Origin of the sequence: Mesobacillus subterraneus (assembly GCF_020524355.2) — a bacterium.
GTDB classification, from domain to species: domain Bacteria; phylum Bacillota; class Bacilli; order Bacillales; family Cytobacillaceae; genus Mesobacillus; species Mesobacillus subterraneus_C.
In genome coordinates this window covers 3235141-3258272 of sequence record NZ_CP129019.1, presented here as the reverse complement: position 1 = coordinate 3258272, position 23132 = coordinate 3235141, and the positions used below count along the sequence as shown (strand labels likewise).

The window sequence follows — 23132 nt, the reverse complement described above, 5'->3', positions numbered from 1 at the left end:
ATGGAAAAAGGAAGAGCATTTTTAGTCGGTGCAGGGCCTGGAGACGTACAGTTGATCACAGTAAAGGGATTGGAGGCCATCAAAAAGGCGCAGGTCATTTTATATGACCGACTTGCCAATCCGAAACTGCTGGATTATGCTCCTCAGGATTGCGAGCTGATTTACTGTGGCAAGCTGCCGGACCGGCACGTCCTTCGCCAGGAAATGATCAACGACCTTCTGGTTTCAAAAGTTCTGGAGGGAAAAAATTGTAGTCCGCCTCAAGGGCGGCGATCCTGGCGTGTTTGGACGTGTAGGCGAAGAAGCAGCAGCTCTGGCCGACAATGGGCTTACCTTTGACATTGTTCCGGGAATCACATCGGGAATATCTGCACCTCTTTATGCCGGTATTCCCGTCACCCACCGTGAATTTGGCGAATCCTTTGCAGTCGTGACTGCCCATGATAAATCAGAAAATGGCCAGCCAAAATTGGACTGGAAGGGACTTGCCTCAGGTATCGACACAATTGCCTTTTACATGGGGATTTCAAACCTTCCGTATATCAGCGATAATCTAATCAAGAATGGAAAACCGGCAGATACACCAGTGATCCTCATCCAATGGGGAACCTTTTCCAGGCAGCAGACTTTGGAGGGAACTCTGTCCAATATTGCCACTAAGGCGAAGGAAGTAAATTTTACCAATCCTGCCATCACCCTGGTAGGCGATATCGTTTCACTTCGGGATAAGTTGAATTGGTTTGAAAAAAAGCCGCTGTTCGGTAAACAAATTTTATTAGCGCGAACAGGTACGGATGAAAGTGAACTAGCCAGAGAGTTGATGGAGCAGGGAGCAGACGTGATTGAATTCCCAAAATGGAAAAGGGTTTCCGTACCTGTAGACCAGGCGCTGCTTAATAGAATTTCAGAATATGAACAGATTCTTTTTACCTCTCCTGAAGGTGTCAGGGAATTCTTTGAGATCATATTTACTGAAGGGATCGATATCAGAAAGGTTAAAGCAGACTTTTTCGGCTGCTCAACTAAGTCAATAAAAGCATTGAATGAAAAAGGCCTCTTTGCTGAATTGGAAGGGAACATGTCTCAGGATGGAAAGCTGTTAATCGTAAGTGATAGTGATTTTTCACAGGATTACCTTAATGCTGATATGTTCATAACTTCAAAAAAGGTCATTGACGAACAATTCACACCAATATTTAAAAGAGTTCTTGAGGAGGCTTCTGTCAATACAATTGTTTTGCCAAGCAGCAGGGCTGTAAAAACAATAGTAGAAGAAGGTATCCTTAAGGAAATCATTCCGCAGCAGCTCCTGAAAACAGCAAAGGTTGTTTGCATGGGAGTCAGGACAGCGGTGACTGCAGAAGAATATGGTATTTTTCCGGATGAGGTAATAGCAGCACCGAATAAAACCACCGTGATCAAATGTTTGTCCAGAAAAGAATCTGAATTGGCATTGATGTATTAGATTTGTTTTTAAAAGGAGAGAAAGATATGGAAGCAACGGTATTCATTAGCCATGGCAGCAGAAGTGAGCAAGGAAACAAGGTGTTTGTGTCATTCATCGAGAAGGTGATTTCAACAGGGGAGATTACGAATGCTGCCTATGGATTCCTTGAAAATGCCCAGCCAGCCATTTTCGAAGCGGTCGAATCATGCATTCTAAAGGGAGCATCTTCAGTAACGGTCGTTCCGGTATTGCTGCTTCCAGGAATCCATGCAAATGTAGATATACCAGAGGAGCTGGAAAAAGTCAGGAAAAAGTATCCAAAAATAAAAATATTCTATGGCGAGCCGCTTGGCGTAAATGAAACGATACTGGAAATCGTCCTCGACCGTCTGAAGGAACAAGGCTTTTCAGGCAGGGACTTAGAGGCCGTCCTGCTAGTCGGGCATGGCAGCAGAGATCCACTGGCAGCAGCGGAATTTGAGAAACTGGCGGCGCGGGTTCGGGAGGAAGTCCCATCCAAAGTTGATACTGGTTATATAACAACTCAGCCTTTTTATGGAGAAAAGCTTATGGAAAGCGACTCGTCCGAGAAGGTGTACGTACTTCCATTCTTGCTGTATACAGGCGGTTTTACCGCTAAAATGGAAGAAACAATAAATAGTATTTTGATTCAAGATCCGAAGAGAGAGATTGTCCTGTGCGAACCAGTGGGCTTTGAGGAGCGTCTGGGCGAACTGCTTATGCAAAGAGTTGATGAAGCAAGAGCAAAGGTAAAATTATAAAAGTGGTCTTCGCTAACAAAATGTGAACATCTCGAATAAAATTGTGAAAATCGCCATTGAATTTTAATTTTGGCGAATAAAGTTGTGAAAACCGCCAATAAAACTGTGAACTCCGCTAATAAAATATTTTCGCAGTCAACATATGTAGAAAAATGGAGAGTGAAAGCATGCTTTATCCTATGAATGTACGGATACGGGATCGGGATGTCGTAGTGATTGGCGGAGGCAAAGTTGCTCATCGAAAAGTCCTTGGCCTGCTGGATGCGGGAGCAAAAGTGAAGGTAGTGAGCCCGGAATTAACGAGCGATTTGCTAAGTCTTGCCGACGCAGACCGAATTTCCTGGCATCCAACATCCTATGAAGAAAAGGATCTCGAAGGAGCGCTGCTCATCATTGCAGCCACTAATGACCACGATACGAATCTGGCAGTTAAAATGGACGCTGCACCACATCAACTGGTAAATCTTGCGGATGACCCGGCGGAATCTGACTTCCAGGTTCCATCCTTCATGAAAAGAGGCAGATTGACCATTGCTGTCTCGACATCTGGAGCAAGCCCGATTCTGGCTAAAAAGATTTGCACCCAGCTGGAACAGACATTTGACGAACAATACGATAGCTACCTGGAGTTCCTGGCAGCATGCCGAAAAAAAATCATTTCGTCTGTAAAAGATGGCACAGTAAAAAAACAATTGCTGATGGCTATTACAGACAGTAGCTTTTTAGAGTCGGACGAGCGGGAAGGAAGATTTGCCGCTCTACTGGAAGAAGCAATCAAAGAGGAGGGACAGTAATGGACATATTACTTCCCTCCTCTTTATTAACATTTTCCCTTCTTTCTTCCTCTTGCCCTTTTGAAAAAAAGGAGTAAAATGGAGAGTATTCTTTAGTACTGTAGTTGAAAGAAGGAAACACCATGAAAAATCTTCAAATCTATCTAATCCTTACAGGAGTCATGTTTTTGTGGGGAATGAACGTAACCGCCCTTAAAATCATAGTGGGAAATTTCCCGCCAATTACCATCACCTCACTCCGCGTCTTCACGGCTGGAGTCTCGGTGTTTATCATTCTATTTTTCTTGAAAAAAAGTACGGCTGCCATCAAGGCAGGAGTGGAAATATATATTTGGCGGGGCAATCCTGAATGTCACTGGCCACCATTTATTCCTTGGAATAGGTTTAAAAGTGACATCCGCTGTTAACGGTGGGCTGATCCTCGGTATGGGTCCATTGCTGACTGCTTTGATGGCGATTTTATTCCTGGGAAAACGTCTGACATTTGTACGGACACTGGGTTTTATCTTCGGAGGGATTGGCGTCTCGTTGACTGTGATGGCTGGAAGTGATGCAGTTTCAGGCATGTCAATTGGCGACTTTTACGTATTTCTTTCCATTCTCTCACAGGCGATCAGCTTCATCATCATTTCCAAAGCAGCAAAAACCCTCGATCCACGTTTGTTAACGGGATATATGCTGATTTTCGGCTCAATCATGATGTTTTTCATCGGACTGTGGAAAGAGCCAAGTGGATTAGCAAGCTTAGGAAATGCTTCGATCGGGGTGTGGAGCGTGTTTTTCGCATCAGCAATCTTCGCCACGGCAGTAGGGCATATGCTCTACAATTACGCAATCGGCAAGGCTGGACCCGCGGAAGCATCCATTTTCCTTAACTTGAATACATTCCTGTCAATTATGTTCGCAGCTATCTTCCTTGGGGAACATATTACATCCTCACACCTTTTGGGACTGCTTTTTATCGTCTCCGGTGTTATATTCGGTTCTGGAGCGCTTGAGGAATTGATGCTGAGAAACAGGGCGAAACGGAACGCGGCTTAATATTGTTATAGGGGCAGGGCTTCGGCTCAGCCCTTTTTGCATAGTAAAACACCCGACTGGTATTAAAACGGGCACAACTGGAATTAAATCAATGCCAACTGGTATTAAAACAGCATCAACTGAAATTAAATTGAGTCCAACTGGTATTAAAAAGCGATTTTGCGGCCCAACGGGGAATAAATCAGATTCAAAGGAGAATATATTCGTTCAAACGGGGATTAAACTTTCTCCAAGGGGGATTAAACTTGATTCAACGGGGATAAAACACGTTCCAGCGGGGGTCAAGCTTAATCCAACGATGAAAAAACAAACACAACGGAGAATAATCAATAAAATTAGCTCAAGTTTCATCTGGCCAGAAGTTTACATCAGAGCTCAAGGTCGCAAAGTGTCCATTTTCCAAAAGAACAGTCCTGATTTTGGACAGTTGTCGCAAACGGTCTCTTTATTTTCATGCAAAACAGACCTGGCACGATTCTTGCTTTATATAAAACTAACAATTTTATAAAAGTGGAGGTCAAACAAAATGAAAATGAGTGAAGTAAAGGCGATTGTTACAGGCGGAGCGTCTGGATTGGGGGAAGCAACAGTCAGGCGAATTGTTGAGCAAGGGGGAAAGGCTGCGATACTTGATTTGTCAGTGGAACGCGGCGATACGCTTGTCAAAGAACTTAGTGGACAAACAGTTTTTATTAAAACAGATGTAACGAGTGAGGAAGCAGTATCAAATGCAATCAACAAAGCCATGGAATCATTCGGGTCAATCAACACGGTTGTTAACTGTGCCGGGATTGGCGTAGCGGGCAAGCTGTTATCGCGAAAAGGTGTCCATGCCCTGGACATGTTTTCAAAGGTAATCTCGATCAACTTGATCGGAACCTTCAATGTCATCAGGCTTGCTTCAGAGCAGATGTCGAAAAATGAAGCAAATGAACTGGGCGAACGTGGCGTCATCATTAATACAGCATCCGTTGCTGCGTTTGACGGCCAGATTGGGCAGGCTGCCTACAGCGCTTCAAAAGGCGGAGTTGTAGGTATGACACTTCCGATTGCAAGGGAACTTGCTGCATACGGTATCCGTGTCATGACAATTGCACCAGGGCTTTTCCATACACCGATGTTCGATTCGCTGCCGGAAGAAGCAAGGGACTCTCTTGGTAAAATGGTGCCATTCCCGCAGCGTCTTGGTTATCCCGAGGAATATGCGCTGCTTGCTGAAAGCATCCTGACAAATCCAATGCTGAATGGCGAAACAATCCGACTGGACGGAGCCATCCGCATGCAGCCTAAATAAGATTTTGGACAAGTACTTGGATATTGAACAATAATTATTCAAACTTAGAGCCTGCACCTTATTGGGAAGCAGGTTTTTTTACGTATCAAAGTGTACCTTTCCCTGACAGTTCTATATAATTGAAGTTATAATATTCAGAAATTTCTTCTTTAGAGGAGGGAAATGATTGATTGAATTCAGGGATATTGTGACACCTGTAGACTGTGAGGTCACGGATGAAACAACTTTGCGAGAGGCGCTTGAAATTTTTAAAAAGAAGAAATGGAATCTGCTGCCGGTGACAGATGGAGAACAGAATTTGCATGGTGTTTTTACCCGGAGCGGACTGTATCAGATGGTCCTCGATGGCAGTCCGCTTGATGCAACAATCCAGCCATACATAAAGAAGCACGTGAGATCAATTAGGATTGATACCCCTTACCGGGAAATCGAAAAAATCGTAAAAACGAGCAAGGTTGGTACCGGAGTAGTGCTGGATGAGCAAAACAAGGTCATCGGTTTACTGACCAAGACAGATATGGTGGGCGCTCTATTAAAATCAGCCAATACACTTAAGGACCAGCTGGAAACAATCCTGCAGCATTCCAATATCGGCGTACTCATGACGGACGGCGGTATGCAGGTCGTTTATGCAAATGAAGCTTTTGCCAAAATCAGCGGCCGGTCTGTTGATTCAATAATGTCCAGGGGAGCTGGACGAAATTTTTCCCGGCTTGCTTGAAGAAAATAAAACGCCTCATCATTATGAAAAATTCAAATCGATTCTTCATATCTCTTCTTATGAAACAGTGAATCATGAAGAAGGGAAAATCCTGTTGTTTCAGGATATTTCTGAATTTGAAAAAATGGCTGAAGAATTGGAGACCGTCAAAAAACTGAAACTGACTATCGAAACGACGCTTGAAAATGCGTATGATGGAATCCTGATGACCGATGATAAGAACATGATCACGATGGTCAGCCCTCCGCTGCTCGAATTGTTCAACCTGGAAAAAACAGAAGTTTTGTATAAACCAGTCGATCAAATACTTCCTCAGCTGAAGCTTGGTAATGTATTTAGTTCGGAAATGGCGGAAGTCAGCGATTTTCACGAAATGAACGGAATAAGATATATTGTCCATCGAATTCCAATCATGAAGGATGGCAAGGTCATCGGAGCGATTGGAAAAGTGATGTTCCGTCAGTTGAATGAGGTCAGCGAGTTGTTCAAGAAGCTTCAAAAAGCCGAGAACAAGGCAAGCTTTTACCACCAGCAGCTGCAGAAATCAGAGTCTGCAAGATTCACATGGGATCATATATTCAGCAAAGATCCTAATATGGAAAGACTAAAGAAAAGCGCAGCCAAAGCAGCGAAAGGAAGGTCCACAGTACTGGTCAGGGGAGAAAGTGGGACAGGGAAGGAATTGTTCGCGCATGCCATCCATAACAGCAGTGCCAGGAGCGATGGCAAGTTTGTCGTTGTCAATTGTGCCGCTATCCCGGAGGACCTGCTAGAATCAGAGTTTTTCGGATATGAAGAGGGGGCCTTTACAGGGGCAAAGCAACGCGGTAAAATCGGCAAGTTTGACCTGGCGAATGGCGGTACACTTTTCCTCGATGAAATCGGCGATATGTCACTCTCCCTTCAGGCAAAACTGCTGAGAGTCCTGCAGGAGCGAGAGTTTTACAGGGTAGGCGGAAATGTCAGGGTGAAGGTTGATGTTCGTATTATCGCGGCGACGAACCGTAACTTGGAAGAAATGGTGAAGCAAGGGGAATTCAGAGAGGACCTTTACTATCGCCTGAACGTCATTTCGTTGAACATCCCGCCACTAAGGGAGCGCGTGCAGGATGTGGAGTATTTGATCATCGGTTTAATGAAAGAATTGAACTATATGCTGGGCACGAGCATCACAGGAATCTCATCCCAGACAAAGGAAGCACTCCTAAGCTATGGATGGCCAGGCAATGTCCGTGAGCTGAGGAATGTCCTTGAGCGCGCGATGACGTTTGCCGAGCATGGGAAAATTCAGGCTGAGGACCTGCCAGATTATTTAATCTCGCAACTATCCACTCCACCTACTGAACAAATCAGCCTTGCCGAAGATGCCGAGCTCGGTGCCATTAAAAAAGCCCTTAACCAGACGAACGGGAACAAAGCAAAGGCAGCAAGACTGCTTGGCATCAGCCGCTCAGGCCTATATGAAAAAATTAAGAAATACGAGCTGAGTGTATAGTAGGCACTATTCGAACTGGAAAAACACATGTGTTTTTCCAGTTCGCCAATAAAATAAAATTATCGCCAATAAAGTTGTGAACTTCGACAATAAATTGAACTAATGCCAATAAAATTGTGAAAACCGCCAATAAAAATTGAACATCACTATTTATATTGTGTAATCAACCATTCAAATATGAAAATCGCCAATGAAATCAGAACTACAATCAATAAAGTTGCTAACTCTAGCATTTAAAACACAATATGAGCAAGGTTGCTGGCTAGGACTGAAACAAATAGTCGCCCATCAAAATAGTGTCCAGAAAAGGTGTTCAATTTCCGGACACTTCGATCAGCGCCACCATTGATTAATACTTGATTTAACTGCATTTATCATTTTCGGAAAATTGGCATAATTATTGCATATAAAAATATGAATGCGTTTTCAAATTTAACCAAGGGGGAATTTGTGTATGGATATCGGGTCATATTTAGCGCAAAATGCCAGGAAAACACCAGAGAAGCTTGCTATTGAATGTGAAGGAAGGAGCTATACGTACAAGCAGTTTAATGAGGAAGTGAACAAGCTAGCCCACGGACTGCTCAGCCTGGGGATTCACAAGGGCGATAAGCTTGCTTTAATGATGAAGAACTCTGATCAGTTTGTGTTTGCTTTTTTTGCAGGAGCTAAAATTGGTGCGGTGATCGTACCGGTGAATTTCCGCCTGACAGCATCCGAGGTCCATTACATATTGGAACAGTCCGGCACTGTGTTGGTGATTTGTGATGATGAATTTGAGGACATCATTACTTCAGCACGTGAAGGAACAAATGCAGCACATGTCATCACGACTGGTACCCCTAAAGCAGTTGGACATCATTCATTGAATCATGTCCTTTCCGATAAAGTCATTGATCCACAAGTTGAAGTAAGCGATCATGATGATCTTGAAATCTTGTATACATCCGGGACGACCGGAAGGCCCAAAGGTGCTTTGTTTGACCATAAAAGAGTCTTCAATGTCGGCTTGACGATGATGATCAGTATGGGCATCAACCAGGAGGAAAGAATCCTCCATATCGCCCCGCTGTTTCATTCGGCACAGCTTAATCTATTCTTGGTTTCGGGGATCGTCCTTGGAGCAACCCATATCATCCACCGGGATTTCCATCCAGTCACAACGCTTCAAGCCATTCAAGAACATAAAATCACCCACTTCTTTGGAGTGCCGGCGATGTACAACTTTATGCTTCAGGTACCGAATGCATCTGATTACGACCTTACTTCAATCAAAAGATGCGGCTATGGCGCTGCACCGATGGCTCCCGAACTTGTACGTAAGAGCATGGAACTTTTCAAGACTGACCAATTTTACAATCTTTGCGGCCTGACCGAGGCTGGTCCTGGCGGCATTCTGCTAGGTCCGGAAGGGCACAGACACCACCTTGGAAAGGGAGGGAAAGCCGCATTCCTGACAGAAGCTAGAGTGGTGGATGAAGAAGGTAAAGATATCAAGCCTGGTGCAGTCGGTGAGTTCATTATCAAAGGCGAATCCATCATGAAAGAATACTATAAGAAGCCTGAAGAAACGGCTAAAACAATTAAGGAAGGATGGCTATATACCGGTGACCTTGCAACGGTCGATGAAGACGGATATATCACCCTGGTCGACCGGAAAAAAGACATGATCATTTCCGGCGGGGAAAATGTGTATTCAATTGAAGTAGAAGAGGTCCTTTATGAACACCCTGCCGTACTGGAAGCAGCCATCATCGGTCTGCCGGATGAAGTATGGGGTGAAGCAGTCTGTGCGGTCATCGTGCCAAAGCAGGGTGCAGCTGTTGAAGAGCAGGAGCTTAAGGCTTTCTGCCGGCAAAAATTGGCTGGCTATAAAGTTCCAAGAAAGATATTTATCGAGGAGGCTTTGCCAAGGAATGCTTCTGGTAAAATCCTGAAATATCAGCTTCGCCAGAAACTGAATGAAGTGAAGCTTTAATAGTTTGAGAGAGAAGGGGGATACAAAAATGAAACACCCTTATTTAACCAATGACCATGAAATTTTTCGCAGGTCACTTAGGAAGTTTTTAGAGAAGGAAGCATATCCTTTCTACGACCTGTGGGAAGAAGAGCGAATGATCCCGCGATCATTCTGGGAGAAAATGGGTGAGCAGGGTTATCTTTGCCCGGATATCGATGAGGAGTATGGAGGCAGCGAGGTCGACTGGGGATTTGCTGTTGTCATCAACGAAGAGCTCGAACGGGTGGGATCGGGCCTGGTAGGTGTCGGATTGCATAATGACATCGTGGTTCCATATATTACTGCCTATGGAACAGAGGAGCAGAAAAAACGCTGGCTGCCAAAGTGTACGACAGGTGAAATCATTACGGTCATCGCGATGACTGAACCAGGGACAGGTTCGGATTTGGCGAACATTCAGACGACAGCCATTCTTGATGGTGACCACTATATTGTAAATGGACAAAAAACCTTCATCACCAACGGGATCCAGTCTGATTTGATTGTTGTAGCCTGCAAGACCGATCCGAAAGCGAACCCGAAGCATAAGGGTGTCAGCTTGCTTGTGATTGAGCGGGATACACCAGGTTTTTCCCGAGGGAGGAAGCTGAACAAGGTGGGACTGCACTGTCAGGATACGGCAGAGCTTATATTTGAGGATTGTCGGGTGCCAAAAGAGAATTTGCTTGGAGATGAAGGGAAGGGATTCCTTTACTTAATGGAAAAGCTCCAGCAGGAACGCCTGCTTGTTGCGATTGCTGCGCAAACAGCATCTGAGGTCATGCTGAAGCAGACAATAGAGTATGTGAAAAGCCGCGAAGCATTCGGCAAGCCGGTCAGCAAATTCCAGAACACGCAATTTAAGATTGTCGAGATGGCGACAGAGATTGAGATGAGCAGAGCTTTCCTTGACCAGTTGATCGCCGAGCATATTGAAGGCAAGGATGTCGTCACGAAGGTATCGATGGCCAAGTGGAAGATGACAGACAGCGCGAAGAAAATCGCCGCGGAGTGCATGCAGCTCCATGGAGGTTATGGATATATGGAAGAATACGAGATTGCGAGAAGATTCCGCGATATCCCGGTTGCCAGTATTTATGCCGGAACAAATGAAATCATGAAAACCATCATTGCTAAAAATCTAGGATTATAGACATAGATTTGATTAACAGAAAGGAAGATGAACATGCGTGAAGTTGTCATTGTCGAAGCTGTCAGGACGCCTGTAGGCAGAAGGAAGGGTTTATTGAAGGATATCAGGCCGGATGAGCTGGCTGCAGAAGTTTTGAGGGAGGTTGTGAAGCGGGCTGGAATTGATGCAGGTGTTGTAGAGGATGTCATTCTTGGCTGTGTGACACAGTCAGGTGAACAAGCCGGGGATATTGCCAGGGTTGCGGCTTTGACAGCCGGCTTCCCGATTGAAGTTCCAGGAACGACGATTGACCGTCAATGCGGGTCAAGCCAGCAGGCTGTCCATTTTGCTGCACAGGCAATTCTTGCGGGGGACATGGATGTCGTCATTGCCGGCGGCGTTGAGAATATGACTCGTGTTCCCATGGGCTCCAATTACCAGGAAGTCAACCCTTTCAGCCCCAAATTAAGAGAACAACACGAGATGATTCATCAAGGGCTATCCGCAGAACGGATCGCAAAGAAGTACGGTTTTACTCGTCAGGAGCTTGATGAATTCTCTGCTGAAAGCCATCGCCGTGCTTTGAAGGCACAGGCCGAAGGATATTTTAACAAAGAAATCATGCCGCTGGAAATCACCCTCGAAAATGGTGAAACCACTTTGATGACGGAGGATTCAGGACCTCGTGAAGGGACAACGCCTGAGGTTCTGGGAGGATTGAAAACGGTCTTCAAAGAGGATGGTGTCATTCATGCCGGCAACGCGAGCCAGATCAGTGACGGTGCCGGAGTCCTGCTGCTGATGAGCCGTGAAAAAGCCGAGGAGTTAGGATTGAAGCCGCGCTTCAAGGTACACACAAGAGTCGTCGTGGGTTCAGACCCGACGCTGATGCTGACAGGACCGATTCCGGCAACGGAAAAAGTCCTCAAAAAAAGCTGGACTGAAGCTGGAGGATATTGATGTCTTCGAGGTGAACGAAGCATTCGCACCAGTACCGATGGCATGGCTGAAGGAAACCGGAGCAGATCCTGCAAAACTCAATCCAAATGGCGGGGCAATCGCTCTTGGCCACCCCCTTGGAGCGAGCGGCGCCCGCCTGATGATATCGATGATGCACGAACTCGAACGTACCGGTGGCCGCTACGGCCTGCAGACAATGTGCGAAGGGCACGGCATGGCCAACGCGACTATTATTGAACGTCTGGAGTAAAAGGGTCCTAACACTCAGTGGCTCACGGAAAAACAGAACGATTGACGCCCAAAAACAGCGAGATCGAGAAAGAGAGTTCACCAATAAGAGCGATTGGCGCCTCAAAACAGTTAAATCGAGAAAAAGATGTCCCAAAAAGACCTATTGGCATCAGGAAATTCCGAAAGAAGCAGGTCACCCATGAGACTACTATGTAAAGGATGAACTTGACATTTCATTAGGAGGAATGCAAATGAGCACGACGATCGGCAAAATTTTTGACCTGACCGTAATGAAGTTCCCAAACAAGGAAGCCCTCTATGATGTCCGCAAAAATGTCCGCTTTACGTATAGTGAATGGAACGATGAAGTGAACAGGCTTGCCAACGCGCTCCTGGCTGAGGGAGTGAAGAAAGGCGACCGAGTTTCTACGTTCACGTTCAATACTGAGGAGTTAGGTACTGCATTTTTCGCCTGTGCGAAAATCGGGGCGGTTTTCAATCCAATCAACTTCCGGCTTATGGGAGAGGAGGTTGCTTTTATCCTGAGCGATGCGGAGCCAAAGGTCGTACTTTTTGAAAAGGCGGTGGAGCCAGTTATCGCGGTCATTGAAAAGCGATTCCCGCATATCGCTTTTTGGTACATCGATGGAGATACACCCGAATACGCGCAAAGCTACCATGAAAAAGTGGGAGCTGCAGAGACCCAGCCTGTTGAAATCGAGGTAGACGAAAACGACCTTTACGCGATTATGTACACAAGCGGAACAACCGGCAGACCAAAAGGCGTTATGCATAAGCACCGCAATATGGTTGAGCAAAGCCTGATCGTTGTAAGTTCAACCAAATTGGGTGCAAACGATCAAGGTTTGGTAACTGCACCGATGTTCCATTGTGCTGAGCTCCACTGTGCATTCCTGCCTAGAATCCATGCGGGTGGCAGTAATGTCATTCTCCATCAATTCGCTCCAAAGAAAGTGCTGGAGCTGATTGATTCGGAAAAAGTCACGAAGTTCTTCGCCGCACCAACGATGTGGAATATGCTTTTGCAGGAGAATCTATCAGACTATAATATCGAAAGTCTGAAGCTGGGATTGTACGGAGCAGCACCTATGGCACCATCGCTTGTCCATGCCTGCCATGACAAGCTTGGCATCAAGCTAGTCCAGGCATACGGAATGACGGAGATGGGTCCCGCCATCACCTTCCTTTCTGAGGATGACCAGCTGACAAAAGCGGGTGCGGCTGGCCAGGCTTGCCTTAACCATGAAATCAGGATTGTCCGCCCGAACGAGGAGGGCCCATCCGACCCTGATGATATCCTGCCTCCAGGCGAAAGCGGGGAAATTATCGTCCAGGGTCCATGCATGATGACTGGCTACTTCAATCGTGAAGAGGCTTCTGAAAAAGCGATGCATAAAGGCTGGTACCATTCAGGCGATATTGGCTACCTCGATGAAGATGGTTATTTATGGGTCAAAGACAGGGTGGATGACATGATCATCAGCGGCGGTGAAAACATTTATCCTCGTGAGGTCGAGGATGTACTCCATGCCCATGAAGGTGTCCTTGATGTCGCGATTGTCGGCCAGCCTGATGATCGGTGGGGCGAATCCGTAACTGCTTTTGTTGTGAAAAAAGATTCCCAGGTCAGTGAAGAGATTTTGGATGAATGGTGCAAAAATAGTGACAGCCTGGCAAACTACAAACGCCCGCGCAAATACATCTTTGTGGATGCACTGCCTAGGAATGCGAGTGGCAAGATCCAGAAATTCATGCTGAGAAAGCAAATGGAAGAATTTTTTTCAAAAGGGCAGCCGACGTAATGGGAAAGGGTTTTTTATCATGTTAGACGGTATTAAAATTGTGGACTTCACCAATTACATTCCCGGTCCTTTTGCGACGCTGAGGCTGGCTGAACTAGGGGCAGAGGTTGTCAAAGTTGAAGCGCCAGAGGGAGATCCGGCAAGGAATACAGGCAAAGGATTTGTATTCAATGCGCATAACCGGGGCAAGAAGAGTATTGTCATCAACCTGAAGGAGACAGAAGGGAAGATGCTGGCTCTTGATTTACTGGCCAAGGCAGATGTGGTGGTTGAGAGCTTCAGGCCAGGAGTGATGGATAAGCTTGGTCTCGGGTTTGAAGCGGTAACAAAGGTCAATCCTGGAATCGTCTATTGTTCGGTGACGGGATACGGCATGACCGGTGAGATGAGCAGCCTGGGCAGCCATGACCTGAATTATATGAGCCTGAGTGGTGCATTGGCTCAGATGAAGGACAGCTCCGGAAGACCGGTACATCCAACCCATACGTTTGCAGATTATATCGGGGGCATGGCGGCTAGTGAGCGAATCCTGGCCGCACTTGTAGGCAGGGAGAAAACTGGGGGAGGCAGCTATCACTGCATCTCCCTTGCTGACAGTATGGCATCGTTGATGGCAAACCATGTCCTGATTGAAAAAGAAACAGGCTATCCTAACGGTGTTTCCGTTCTGAACGGCAGCATCATTGGGTACGGGCTGTACGAAACGAAGGACGGCCGTTATGTCAGTCTTGGTGCACTGGAGCCAAAGTTCTGGCGCAACTTTTGCGAGGCTGTAGGCCGGGAGGAGTGGCTGTCCTCTCATTATTCCCAACCTGAAAACTCAAATCCTGTGTATCTTGAGCTTGTTGATCTGTTTAAAAGCAAGCCGCTCTCGCAGTGGGCAGATTTCAGCATGAAGGTCGACTGCTGCCTCACACCTGTACTTGAAGCGGGAGAACTGGCTCACTACCCATACTGGAGAGAAAAGAATTTTGTAATGCCTGAGGGCCAAATCAAAATGCATGGAGATTTGCAATCGCAAAAGGGAACAGCTCCGCCGAAAAAGGGAGAACAAACAGAAGAGCTTCTAAAAGATTGGCTTAGTGTTAATAGCAGCAAAAACTAGATTGTGAGATTTTAATAATTGGAAGGGGATATGTCGGTATGATGAATGTTCCATTGACAGTAGGATCGCTATTGGAGAGAGCAGAAAAGTTTTTCCCGAAAAAGCAGGTGGTGTCCCGGACACTTTCAGGTATTCACCGGTTCACTTACAAGGAGATTGGCGAACGGACTCGCAGGTTGGCCAGCGCCCTTGAAAAGCTTGGTGTGGAAAAAGGAGACCGGGTTGGTACATTTGCCTGGAATCACCATCGCCACCTTGAAGTCTATTTCGCCGCTCCAGGCATGGGGGCAGTACTTCATACAATTAATATCCGCCTGTCTCCTGAGCATGTCTCTTACATTATCAATCATGCAGAAGATAAGGTGTTGCTTGTTGATGAGGACCTAGTGCCGCTGATTGAGCGTAGCAAGGATCAATTTAAAACGGTAGAGGCATACATCATCATGACCGACAAAGACGAGCTGCCGGAAACAACATTGGAGCCGGTCTATTCTTATGAAAAACTTCTTCGCGAGTCAAGTCCAGAATTTGAGTTCGTGAAAGATATTGATGAAAATGATCCAGCAGGGATGTGCTATACATCGGCAACAACCGGCAATCCAAAGGGCGTTGTTTATTCCCACAGAGGCATTGTACTCCATAGCTTCGCTTTTGGATTGGCCGACACTGCTGCATTATCGGAAACCGATGTCGTATTGCCTGTTGTCCCGATGTTCCATGCCAATGCCTGGGGTCTTCCATTCGCTGCGACTTGGTTCGGCTCGACCCAGGTGCTGCCTGGACCGCTTTTCACTCCAAAGCTGCTTGCGGATCTTATTGAGCAGGAAAAAGTTACCTTCACTGCAGGGGTGCCGACAATTTGGCTTGGCTTGCTGAATGAACTTGAGAATGGAAGTTACGATACATCTTCATTGAGGTCGATTGTTTGTGGTGGTTCTGCTGCACCTCGTGGCATGATCAAAGCGTTTGAAACAAAATACAAAATTCCATTCTTGCATGCATACGGCATGACCGAGACGACTCCGCTGGCAACGGTATCACGTCTGAAGAGCTATCAGGTCGGATTGGACGAAGATGAAATTTTAGATATCCGCTCCAAGCAAGGACTCCTTGTCCCAGGGCTGGAAATGAAAGTTATCGGCGGAAATGGTGAAGTGAAGTGGGATGGCGAGGAAATGGGAGAACTATTACTCCGCGGACCATGGATTGCCGATGAATATTATAAAGATGAGCGTTCGGCAGATGCTTTCCGCGATGGTTGGCTGTACACTGGCGATGTGGCGACTGTTGACGAAGAAGGCGTAATCAAGCTAGTCGACCGTACGAAGGATCTGATCAAGAGCGGCGGAGAATGGATTTCATCGGTCGATCTTGAAAATGCCCTTATGGCTCACGAGGCTGTCTTCGAAGCAAGTGTGGTCGCTGTGCCGCACGAACAGTGGCAAGAACGTCCGATTGCCTGTGTCGTTCTGAAAGAGCAATATAAGGATAAACTCGATAAGCAGGAACTTCTAGACTTCATCACTCCGCAGTTCGCCAAATGGTGGCTTCCGGATGATGTGATCTTCATGGAGGAAATTCCGAAGACCTCGGTCGGTAAATTCCTGAAACGCGCACTAAGAGATCAGTTGAAAGATCATCTCGTGCAGAACTCTTAATAATAAGACTATACTTAAAGTAGCATCGTCTAAAAAAACGATGCTGCTTTTTAAGTTGTAGGATAAATATTGAAGCGAAATATATAATATAATCACCAAAAGGCACAATAAATTATTCTCTTTCAATTCAAAAAATTAACAAAAAGAGGTATGATAGAAAATATAAAATTCGTAAGCCGAAATAATCTAGATCGTTTCAACGGGGGTTTATCTTCATGAGTATATTTTCTTTTGTAAAACCTTATCGCATCCCGATTGCGGCTGCGCTAAGCTTGATGCTTGTCGAACTGGCCGTTGAACTAGTCCAGCCGCTGCTGATGGCTAAAATCATCGATGAAGGAATTGTCGCCAGGGACCTGGATACTGTCATCCAACTAGGCGGAATCATGCTCGGGCTTTCATTCCTTGCATTTGCATCCGGTATCACGAATTCTTTTATCGCAGCCCATGCAGGTCAAAGCTTTGGTTATGACTTGCGCGAGAAGCTGTTCGCCAAGGTTCAGGCCTTTTCATTCACGAACTTCAGCAGCTTTCCATCATCCTCTTTGATTACAAGGATCACCAATGATGTGACACAGCTGCAAAATACATTCTTTATGAGCCTTAGGATTGCGATGCGCGCTCCGCTGTTAGTTATCGGGGGAATCATTATGGCCATGCTCGTCAATGTGAAATTGTCGCTTGCATTTGTCATCATTATTCCGCCTCTTTTGATTTTCCTGATATGGATTATGACAAAGGCGGCAGGCTTATTTAAAAGTGTACAAAAGCGCCTAGACAAAGTGAACGGTGTCATGAGGGAAAATCTTGTCGGCATGAGGCTGATCAAGGCTTTTGCCAGAGGTGGCTATGAAGGTACACGATTTGAAACTGCGAACAATAACCTTAGGAATAAAACAGTATTCGCCTTAAGGGTTACCGAGGCAACGATACCTGTTTTGCTGCTATTCATGAACCTGAGTGTGATTGCTGTCCTTTGGTTTGGAAAGTTAGAAGTCCAGACTGGAAGCGTAACGGTCGGTGAAGTGGTTGCAATTGTCAATTATGCAGCACGGATCACCACCGCTTTTTCGATGTTTTCATGGATTATCATGGTTTTTTCCCGTGCCAGAGCTTCTGCTGAGCGTGTGACGGATGTGCTGAAAGAGGAAATCGATCTGGAAGACACAATCGAAAGCAGTAAGGAGTATGGAATTACCGAAGGTGAAATTGAATTTGACAAGGTTTCATTCCAGTTTCCGAATACAAATATCCCAATACTTCAGAATCTGTCCTTTTCCATCGCTGCCGGCGAAACAGTGGCTGTATTGGGAGCTACTGGTGCCGGGAAGACATCGATGTTCCAGCTGATCCCCCGGTTATATGATGTAACAAGCGGAGGAATTCGAATCGATGGCCGGAAAATTAAAGACTTTAAACTAAAAAGTCTTAGAGAAGGGATTGGCTACGTTCCTCAGGAGGCTATGCTCTTCACGGGTTCCATCAAGGAAAATCTGGCCTGGGGCAAGAAGAATGCCACCCATGAGGAAATGGTTAAGGCCGCTTCTGATGCCCAAATCCATGACACGATTGAAAAACTTCCTGATCAGTATGACACGTTATTGGGGCAAAAGGGCGTCAACCTATCAGGCGGACAGAAGCAGCGACTATCCATTGCAAGGGCCCTAATCAAAAATCCGAGAATCCTGTTACTTGATGACAGTACAAGTGCACTTGACCTGAAAACAGAAGCAAGGCTGCTGGATTCGATCAGCCACTACAAATGTACAACAGTCATCATCACCCAAAAGATAAGCACTGCTAAGGAAGCCGATAAAATCCTTTTGCTTGAAGATGGCTCCTTAATTGGATCTGGAGACCATGAGTATTTGCTGAAGCATTCTTCCCTTTATCAGGCTATTTACGAGTCCCAATTTGGGGAGGTGAAGGCAGGATGTTAAAAAAACAAAAAGAAAGCAAGACTGGCAAGGGAAGTAATCCGGCGTGGGCAATTGTACCGACGGTCAGGAGAATTTGGGCATATCTAGCAGAGCAGCGGAGGCTGCTGATCTTTGTCTTAATAATGGTTGTGGCAAGTTCTGCCCTAGGTCTTTTGGGACCATTCCTGATTGGCTGGGGAATTGATGAGTATTTTGCGACAGGGTCCACTGTCGGATTCACCTGGCTGTTAGTCGGTCTTGGCGTTGTGTATGGATTGCACTCTTTGTCCTTATGGCTCCAGAGCTACTGGATGATTGGGATTGCCCAGAAGACTGTATATATAATGAGGAAACAGCTTTTCACACACTTCCATAAGCTTTCGATTGATTTTTTCAATAAACGTCAGCATGGCGAATTGATGAGCAGGGTAACCAATGATATTGAGAATGTCAGCGCAACGCTGAATTCCTCCGTCATCCAGATTTTTTCAAGCGTTCTTACGCTGGCGGGAACCCTTGCTGTCATGATCTGGCTTAGCCCGCTGCTCACGCTTGTCACGATGATCATTGTGCCACTGATGTTCATGGGGATGAAGTGGATCACAAGCCGCACAGGGAGGCTTTATAAAGAACAGCAGCGCCGTCTTGGCGAAATGAATGGGTATATAGAAGAAAGTATTTCTGGCCAAAAGATCATAAAATCCTTCTCACAGGAACCGAAAGTAATTGAAGAATTTCGCATTAAGAATAAGAAGCTGAAAGAGTCCGGTTATTGGGCCCAGACTTTTACGGGGTTCATCCCGAAATTGATGAATATGCTAAATAACCTGAGTTTCACCATTGTGGCGGCATTTGGCAGTTACTTTGCGCTTCAAGGATACGTATCAATTGGGACAATCGTCATTTTCACTGAGTACTCCAGGCAGTTCACAAGACCTCTGAATGACCTGTCGAACCAGTTTAATACCCTACTTTCTGCAGTAGCAGGAGCTGACAGGGTTTTTGATATCATCGATACAGATGAAGAGGCGGCCGATGAGAAAGAAGCTGTCCCACTTAAGAATATCAGCGGAAAGGTCGAGTTCAAAGACGTATCTTTTTCATATGAAAAAGGCGGAGATACCGTATCTGATTTGAATTTCAATGCTGAACCTGGTAAAAGTGTTGCCCTGGTTGGACCGACAGGAGCAGGCAAGTCCACGATCATCAATTTGATTTCGCGTTTTTACGAACCGGATAAAGGTAAGATCTTCATTGATGGATATGACAGCAAAAAAATTACCCGTGAAAGCTTGCGGACACAAATGGGATTTGTCCTCCAGGATTCATTCCTTTTCCAAGGGAGCATAAGGGAAAACATCCGTTACGGCAAATTGGACGCAACTGATGAGGAAATTGAGCAGGCGGCAAAGGCAGCGAATGCCCATTCCTTTATCAACCGCTTGCCAGAAGGCTATGATACCGTATTGAGCCAGGATGATGCTGGCATCAGCCAGGGACAAAAGCAGCTATTGTCCATCGCAAGGGCAATCCTGGCTGACCCATCCATCTTGATCCTGGATGAAGCAACGAGCAGTATTGATACGATAACCGAGCTTAAAATCCAGGAAGCCCTCCAGCATCTGCTGAAGGGAAGAACAAGCTTCATCATAGCACACCGGTTGAATACGATTAAAAGCGCAGATCAGATTATCGTCATCGAAGAGGGCCAAATCATAGAAAAAGGCAGCCATGACGAATTGCTGGTACAAAAAGGCTTTTACCATAGCCTATATACGAGCCAGCTGGAAAAGAAGATGTTAATGAATTATTAGGAAGCCTCCGGGTTTCCTTTTTTACTGAATAAGAAAGTATAAAATTTTTGTACTAAGATTAGTGTCCAGCTCCAGCGCCTAGCCCCTCGAGACGCTAGTCCTGCTGCGGCTCCTAACTCCTCGAGACGTTTCGGTCCTGCCAATGAAGTCAAAGAGCGACTTCACTGTCAGGCCCTCCAACGCTTGTCGGAGTTGGGCAGTCGCCTCCGCATTTCGAATTGTCTAGTGTCGCCTCCTAGAAACTCCGAAACTTCAACTCCGCCGGCAGAAGCAAAAAGCGCTTCTTTGTCGGAGTCTCCAGTTTCTGCGTTTCTGGGCAGTCGGCTATACTTTTCGATTTCGGTCCTGCCAATGAAGTCAAAGAACGACTTCACTGTCAGGCCCTCCAGCGCTTGTCGGGGCTGACCAAGGCGCTTGCGCTTTTCTTATATTTATTGCCCTAAGATGTGGTGTTTTTTAGTAGGCATCCCTTGTTGGGACTGCTGGATACACTGGCAATTTCTCATTGAAATCTGACAAATTTCCCAGGAAATAGAGGATTTGTGAAAAGTTTGTCGTATTCGTAATACAAGATAGCAACCATTAGCACAGCTTCTGTCACGTCTTAGACAAAATTCTTCGAATGGAGAAGATGAAATGCTCGTTGAGAAACTTCTTTTAAACGTCCTTATTATCCTGCTGCCAATCTTCATTCATAGTGTCCTTTTTGATAATAAGAGGGTTGGGAATTCGCCATATTTGTGCGGGGTACTCCAAAGTATAGCTGTGTTTCTGTCTCTCGCCTTCTCGTTTGAGGATGGCGGTTTGTTCTGGGATCTTCGCTACGTACCAATGGTGCTTGCCTTTTTATATGGGGGTCCGATAGCGGGTATTATGGTGTTGGTTTCCTATCTGACAACAAGGACATTTATGGGTGGGGACCTGCTGCTCGGATATGTGAGTGGTTTCCTGGCCGCACTATTTCCATTCATGTTCGTTAAGAAGTTTTGGACACTGGATGCAAACAAGAGAATTAAAACAGCTGTCCTTGTAGGGTTATGGCCTTTACTTTCCATGCTGCTGATTCTTGTGGCCAATATTTTCATTAATGACGCATCAGCTGAAGATACAAACCAAATTTTGATGAATGTAGCGATTTTCGGTGCAATACAGATTTTTGCCGTTTGGGTTGCAGCAATTCTGAATGAGTCTTTGATCGAGAAGGATTTAATGAGAAAAGAAATCCTTCGCGCTGAAAAACTGAATACACTGGGTGAACTGGCTGCATCGATTGCGCACGAAATCCGCAACCCTTTAACAGTAGTAAAAGGCTTCTTGCAGATGATGCATAAGCAAGAAAAAGGGGACAATTATTATTACTTGAGTCTTGTGCTGACTGAACTCGACAGGGCGGAATCCATTATTAATGATTATCTGAATTTCGCCAAGCCTCAATTTGAAAAATTGGAAGATGCCGAGCTGGCAGAGATCATTACTGAAGTCACCTTGCTTTTAGAGGCGTTTGCAGCAAAGGAAGGAGTGCAAGTGAACGTCAAGCTCGAATGGGGAGTCTATGTAAAAACCGACAGGAATCAGTTGAAACAAGCACTTGTGAATATTATAAAAAACGGGATTGAGGCTACAGATGAGGGCGGGGAAGTCATTATTAGCCAGGACGGAGCAGGTAATGAGTCATATGTAGTGATATCAGATACGGGAAAAGGTATGGACAGTTCCCAAATCGCCAGACTTGGTACGCTGTTTTATACAACGAAAGACAAAGGGACGGGGCTTGGAACCTCTGTATCGATCAAAATCATCGAGGCAATGGGAGGAACGATTTCATTCAACAGTGAGCTTGGGATTGGAACAAAAGTAGAAATTTCTCTTCCTGCATATCGTAATTTTGTTGATGTCAGGAGTTTGAATCATTCTGTTTAATTCTAAATAACAATGCACCCAGCAGCCGTATAATGCCTAGTGCCGGGGCATTTGTTAGTATTTAAAAGAGGTTCAACAGAGTTCAACTGCTCATTGATTGGCGAGCTTCCATATATAAAGCTTGTATGAACTTCTTGATATTAGATCGAGGTGGAATTAGACAGGTGTCCGTTTTGCCTTCCAGCTCCAACATTTTCATTCTTACCTGTGAGTAGTCAAAAAAGGCGGTGGAGTAATGATCAAATTTTGGATTGGAATAATCGGTCAGGCCTAGGGATGCTAGATGTTCCAGTGCCTGCTGAATCGCTCTTCTGACGCGTTGTTCTGCCGCTTTGACTTCTTTTTTTACATCTGAAGAAGAGGCGCGCGGCCCAAGGCGTTTGTATACAGTTCTTTCAAATAAATCTTTTAATGGCGGCGTTTCTCTGACTCCGGTTTTTTCGTGTTCATATAGAATGGATAAAAGGTCAAGGAGATCTTTATTTCCGCTCTCTCCGATGATTCCTAAATCCAACAGGATATTCTTTCCAGCACTCACAATCGTACGGTCCATTACTGGTCCAGCATAGACTGGTTTTAAGCTGAGCATGCTAAGCGATTTTTGGATATCCAATACTGATTTCTCCAAAATAAGATGTTCACAGACTTTTTTAATAACATTTGAGACTTCGAGTCTGTTTATTGGTTTAGTAATGTAGTATTCAACTCCAAGTTCGTATGCTTCGCCAATCAGCTCCTTCGATTCCACTTGCGATACCATGATGATCTTTCCGGTAAAAGAACTCCGTATCTCCCTGATGGTTTCCAATCCATCACGATTAGGCATCAATAGGTCAATCAGCAGAACATCGATCCGCTTTGCCTCAAGTAAGTCTGCATACACTTCAGAGCCATCCTCTGCTTCTCCCTCGACGGTTCCGTAATTCTCATCTTCGATTATATTAGCCAACATCGCCCTGATTGCCGGTGAATCGTCTGCGATAAAAAACTTCATCAT

20 protein-coding genes and 1 pseudogene are annotated in these 23132 nt (G+C 45.6%); 19 read left to right on the top strand and 2 right to left on the bottom strand.

Annotated elements, in window-relative coordinates; genetic code table 11:
- From LC048_RS16920 to LC048_RS16840, 18 genes and pseudogenes are all read left to right on the top strand, one after another.
- Positions 1 to 339 (top strand): uroporphyrinogen-III C-methyltransferase, encoded by a 339-nt coding sequence (locus LC048_RS16920; protein ID WP_306048196.1) that lies wholly within the window; start codon positions 1 to 3, stop codon positions 337 to 339.
- Positions 281 to 1465 carry an SAM-dependent methyltransferase gene (locus LC048_RS16915; RefSeq protein ID WP_306048194.1) on the top strand — a complete coding sequence of 395 codons (1185 nt, stop codon included), beginning with the start codon at positions 281 to 283 and terminating at the stop codon, positions 1463 to 1465. The genes LC048_RS16920 and LC048_RS16915 overlap by 59 nt, the downstream gene beginning before the upstream one ends.
- A 26-nt stretch (positions 1466 to 1491) precedes the next feature.
- Positions 1492 to 2229, top strand: a complete 738-nt coding sequence (locus LC048_RS16910) for a sirohydrochlorin chelatase (RefSeq protein WP_306048192.1) — start codon at positions 1492 to 1494, stop codon at positions 2227 to 2229.
- Between the two features lie 167 nt (positions 2230 to 2396).
- Positions 2397 to 3023: an NAD(P)-binding protein gene (locus LC048_RS16905; protein WP_226601385.1), complete on the top strand. Its 627-nt coding sequence runs from the start codon at positions 2397 to 2399 to the stop codon at positions 3021 to 3023.
- A gap of 122 nt (positions 3024 to 3145) precedes the next feature.
- Positions 3146 to 3430, top strand: coding sequence for an EamA family transporter (locus LC048_RS25130; protein ID WP_371931922.1), 285 nt, complete (start codon positions 3146 to 3148; stop codon positions 3428 to 3430).
- Positions 3324 to 4064: a DMT family transporter gene (locus LC048_RS16900; RefSeq protein WP_371932073.1), complete on the top strand. Its 741-nt coding sequence runs from the start codon at positions 3324 to 3326 to the stop codon at positions 4062 to 4064. Before LC048_RS25130 ends, LC048_RS16900 begins: the two co-directional genes overlap by 107 nt.
- Positions 4065 to 4155: 91 nt before the next feature.
- Positions 4156 to 4572, top strand: coding sequence for a hypothetical protein (locus tag LC048_RS16895; RefSeq protein WP_226601383.1), 417 nt, complete (start codon positions 4156 to 4158; stop codon positions 4570 to 4572).
- 18 nt (positions 4573 to 4590) lie between these two features.
- The gene (locus tag LC048_RS16890) at positions 4591 to 5358 is read left to right on the top strand and encodes a 3-hydroxyacyl-CoA dehydrogenase (protein ID WP_226601382.1); all 768 of its coding nucleotides are present in this window, start codon (positions 4591 to 4593) and stop codon (positions 5356 to 5358) included.
- 166 nt (positions 5359 to 5524) lie between these two features.
- A complete protein-coding gene (locus LC048_RS16885) occupies positions 5525 to 6079 on the top strand; it encodes a CBS domain-containing protein (RefSeq protein ID WP_306048190.1) in 555 nt (184 codons plus the stop codon).
- The gene (locus LC048_RS16880) at positions 6072 to 7574 is read left to right on the top strand and encodes a sigma-54 interaction domain-containing protein (protein WP_306048188.1); all 1503 of its coding nucleotides are present in this window, start codon (positions 6072 to 6074) and stop codon (positions 7572 to 7574) included. The genes LC048_RS16885 and LC048_RS16880 overlap by 8 nt, the downstream gene beginning before the upstream one ends.
- Positions 7575 to 8028: 454 nt before the next feature.
- A complete protein-coding gene (locus LC048_RS16875) occupies positions 8029 to 9552 on the top strand; it encodes a class I adenylate-forming enzyme family protein (RefSeq protein WP_226601380.1) in 1524 nt (507 codons plus the stop codon).
- Positions 9553 to 9580: 28 nt separating this feature from the next.
- Positions 9581 to 10726: an acyl-CoA dehydrogenase family protein gene (locus tag LC048_RS16870; protein ID WP_306048186.1), complete on the top strand. Its 1146-nt coding sequence runs from the start codon at positions 9581 to 9583 to the stop codon at positions 10724 to 10726.
- Positions 10727 to 10759: 33 nt separating this feature from the next.
- Positions 10760 to 11915: pseudogene (locus LC048_RS16865) on the top strand (thiolase family protein).
- A gap of 232 nt (positions 11916 to 12147) precedes the next feature.
- Complete coding sequence (locus LC048_RS16860; protein ID WP_306048184.1) at positions 12148 to 13719, top strand: fatty acid--CoA ligase; 1572 nt, start codon at positions 12148 to 12150, stop codon at positions 13717 to 13719.
- Between the two features lie 19 nt (positions 13720 to 13738).
- A complete protein-coding gene (locus LC048_RS16855) occupies positions 13739 to 14824 on the top strand; it encodes a CaiB/BaiF CoA transferase family protein (protein ID WP_226601376.1) in 1086 nt (361 codons plus the stop codon).
- A gap of 38 nt (positions 14825 to 14862) precedes the next feature.
- A complete protein-coding gene (locus tag LC048_RS16850; protein WP_226601375.1) occupies positions 14863 to 16482 on the top strand; it encodes a long-chain fatty acid--CoA ligase in 1620 nt (539 codons plus the stop codon).
- A gap of 215 nt (positions 16483 to 16697) precedes the next feature.
- Positions 16698 to 18422 (top strand): ABC transporter ATP-binding protein, encoded by a 1725-nt coding sequence (locus LC048_RS16845; RefSeq protein ID WP_226601374.1) that lies wholly within the window; start codon positions 16698 to 16700, stop codon positions 18420 to 18422.
- Positions 18416 to 20215, top strand: coding sequence for an ABC transporter ATP-binding protein (locus LC048_RS16840; RefSeq protein WP_226601373.1), 1800 nt, complete (start codon positions 18416 to 18418; stop codon positions 20213 to 20215). The genes LC048_RS16845 and LC048_RS16840 overlap by 7 nt, the downstream gene beginning before the upstream one ends.
- Before the next feature lie 167 nt (positions 20216 to 20382).
- Here LC048_RS16840 and LC048_RS16835 read toward each other — a convergent pair whose 3' ends face one another.
- Positions 20383 to 20589: a hypothetical protein gene (locus LC048_RS16835; protein ID WP_226601372.1), complete on the bottom strand. Its 207-nt coding sequence runs from the start codon at positions 20587 to 20589 to the stop codon at positions 20383 to 20385.
- A gap of 262 nt (positions 20590 to 20851) precedes the next feature.
- Between LC048_RS16835 and LC048_RS16830 the strand changes: the two genes are divergently transcribed.
- Complete coding sequence (locus tag LC048_RS16830) at positions 20852 to 22135, top strand: ATP-binding protein (protein WP_306048180.1); 1284 nt, start codon at positions 20852 to 20854, stop codon at positions 22133 to 22135.
- Between the two features lie 82 nt (positions 22136 to 22217).
- Here LC048_RS16830 and LC048_RS16825 read toward each other — a convergent pair whose 3' ends face one another.
- Complete coding sequence (locus LC048_RS16825) at positions 22218 to 23129, bottom strand: response regulator (RefSeq protein ID WP_226600718.1); 912 nt, start codon at positions 23127 to 23129, stop codon at positions 22218 to 22220.
- Between the last annotated feature and the right edge of the window lie 3 nt (positions 23130 to 23132).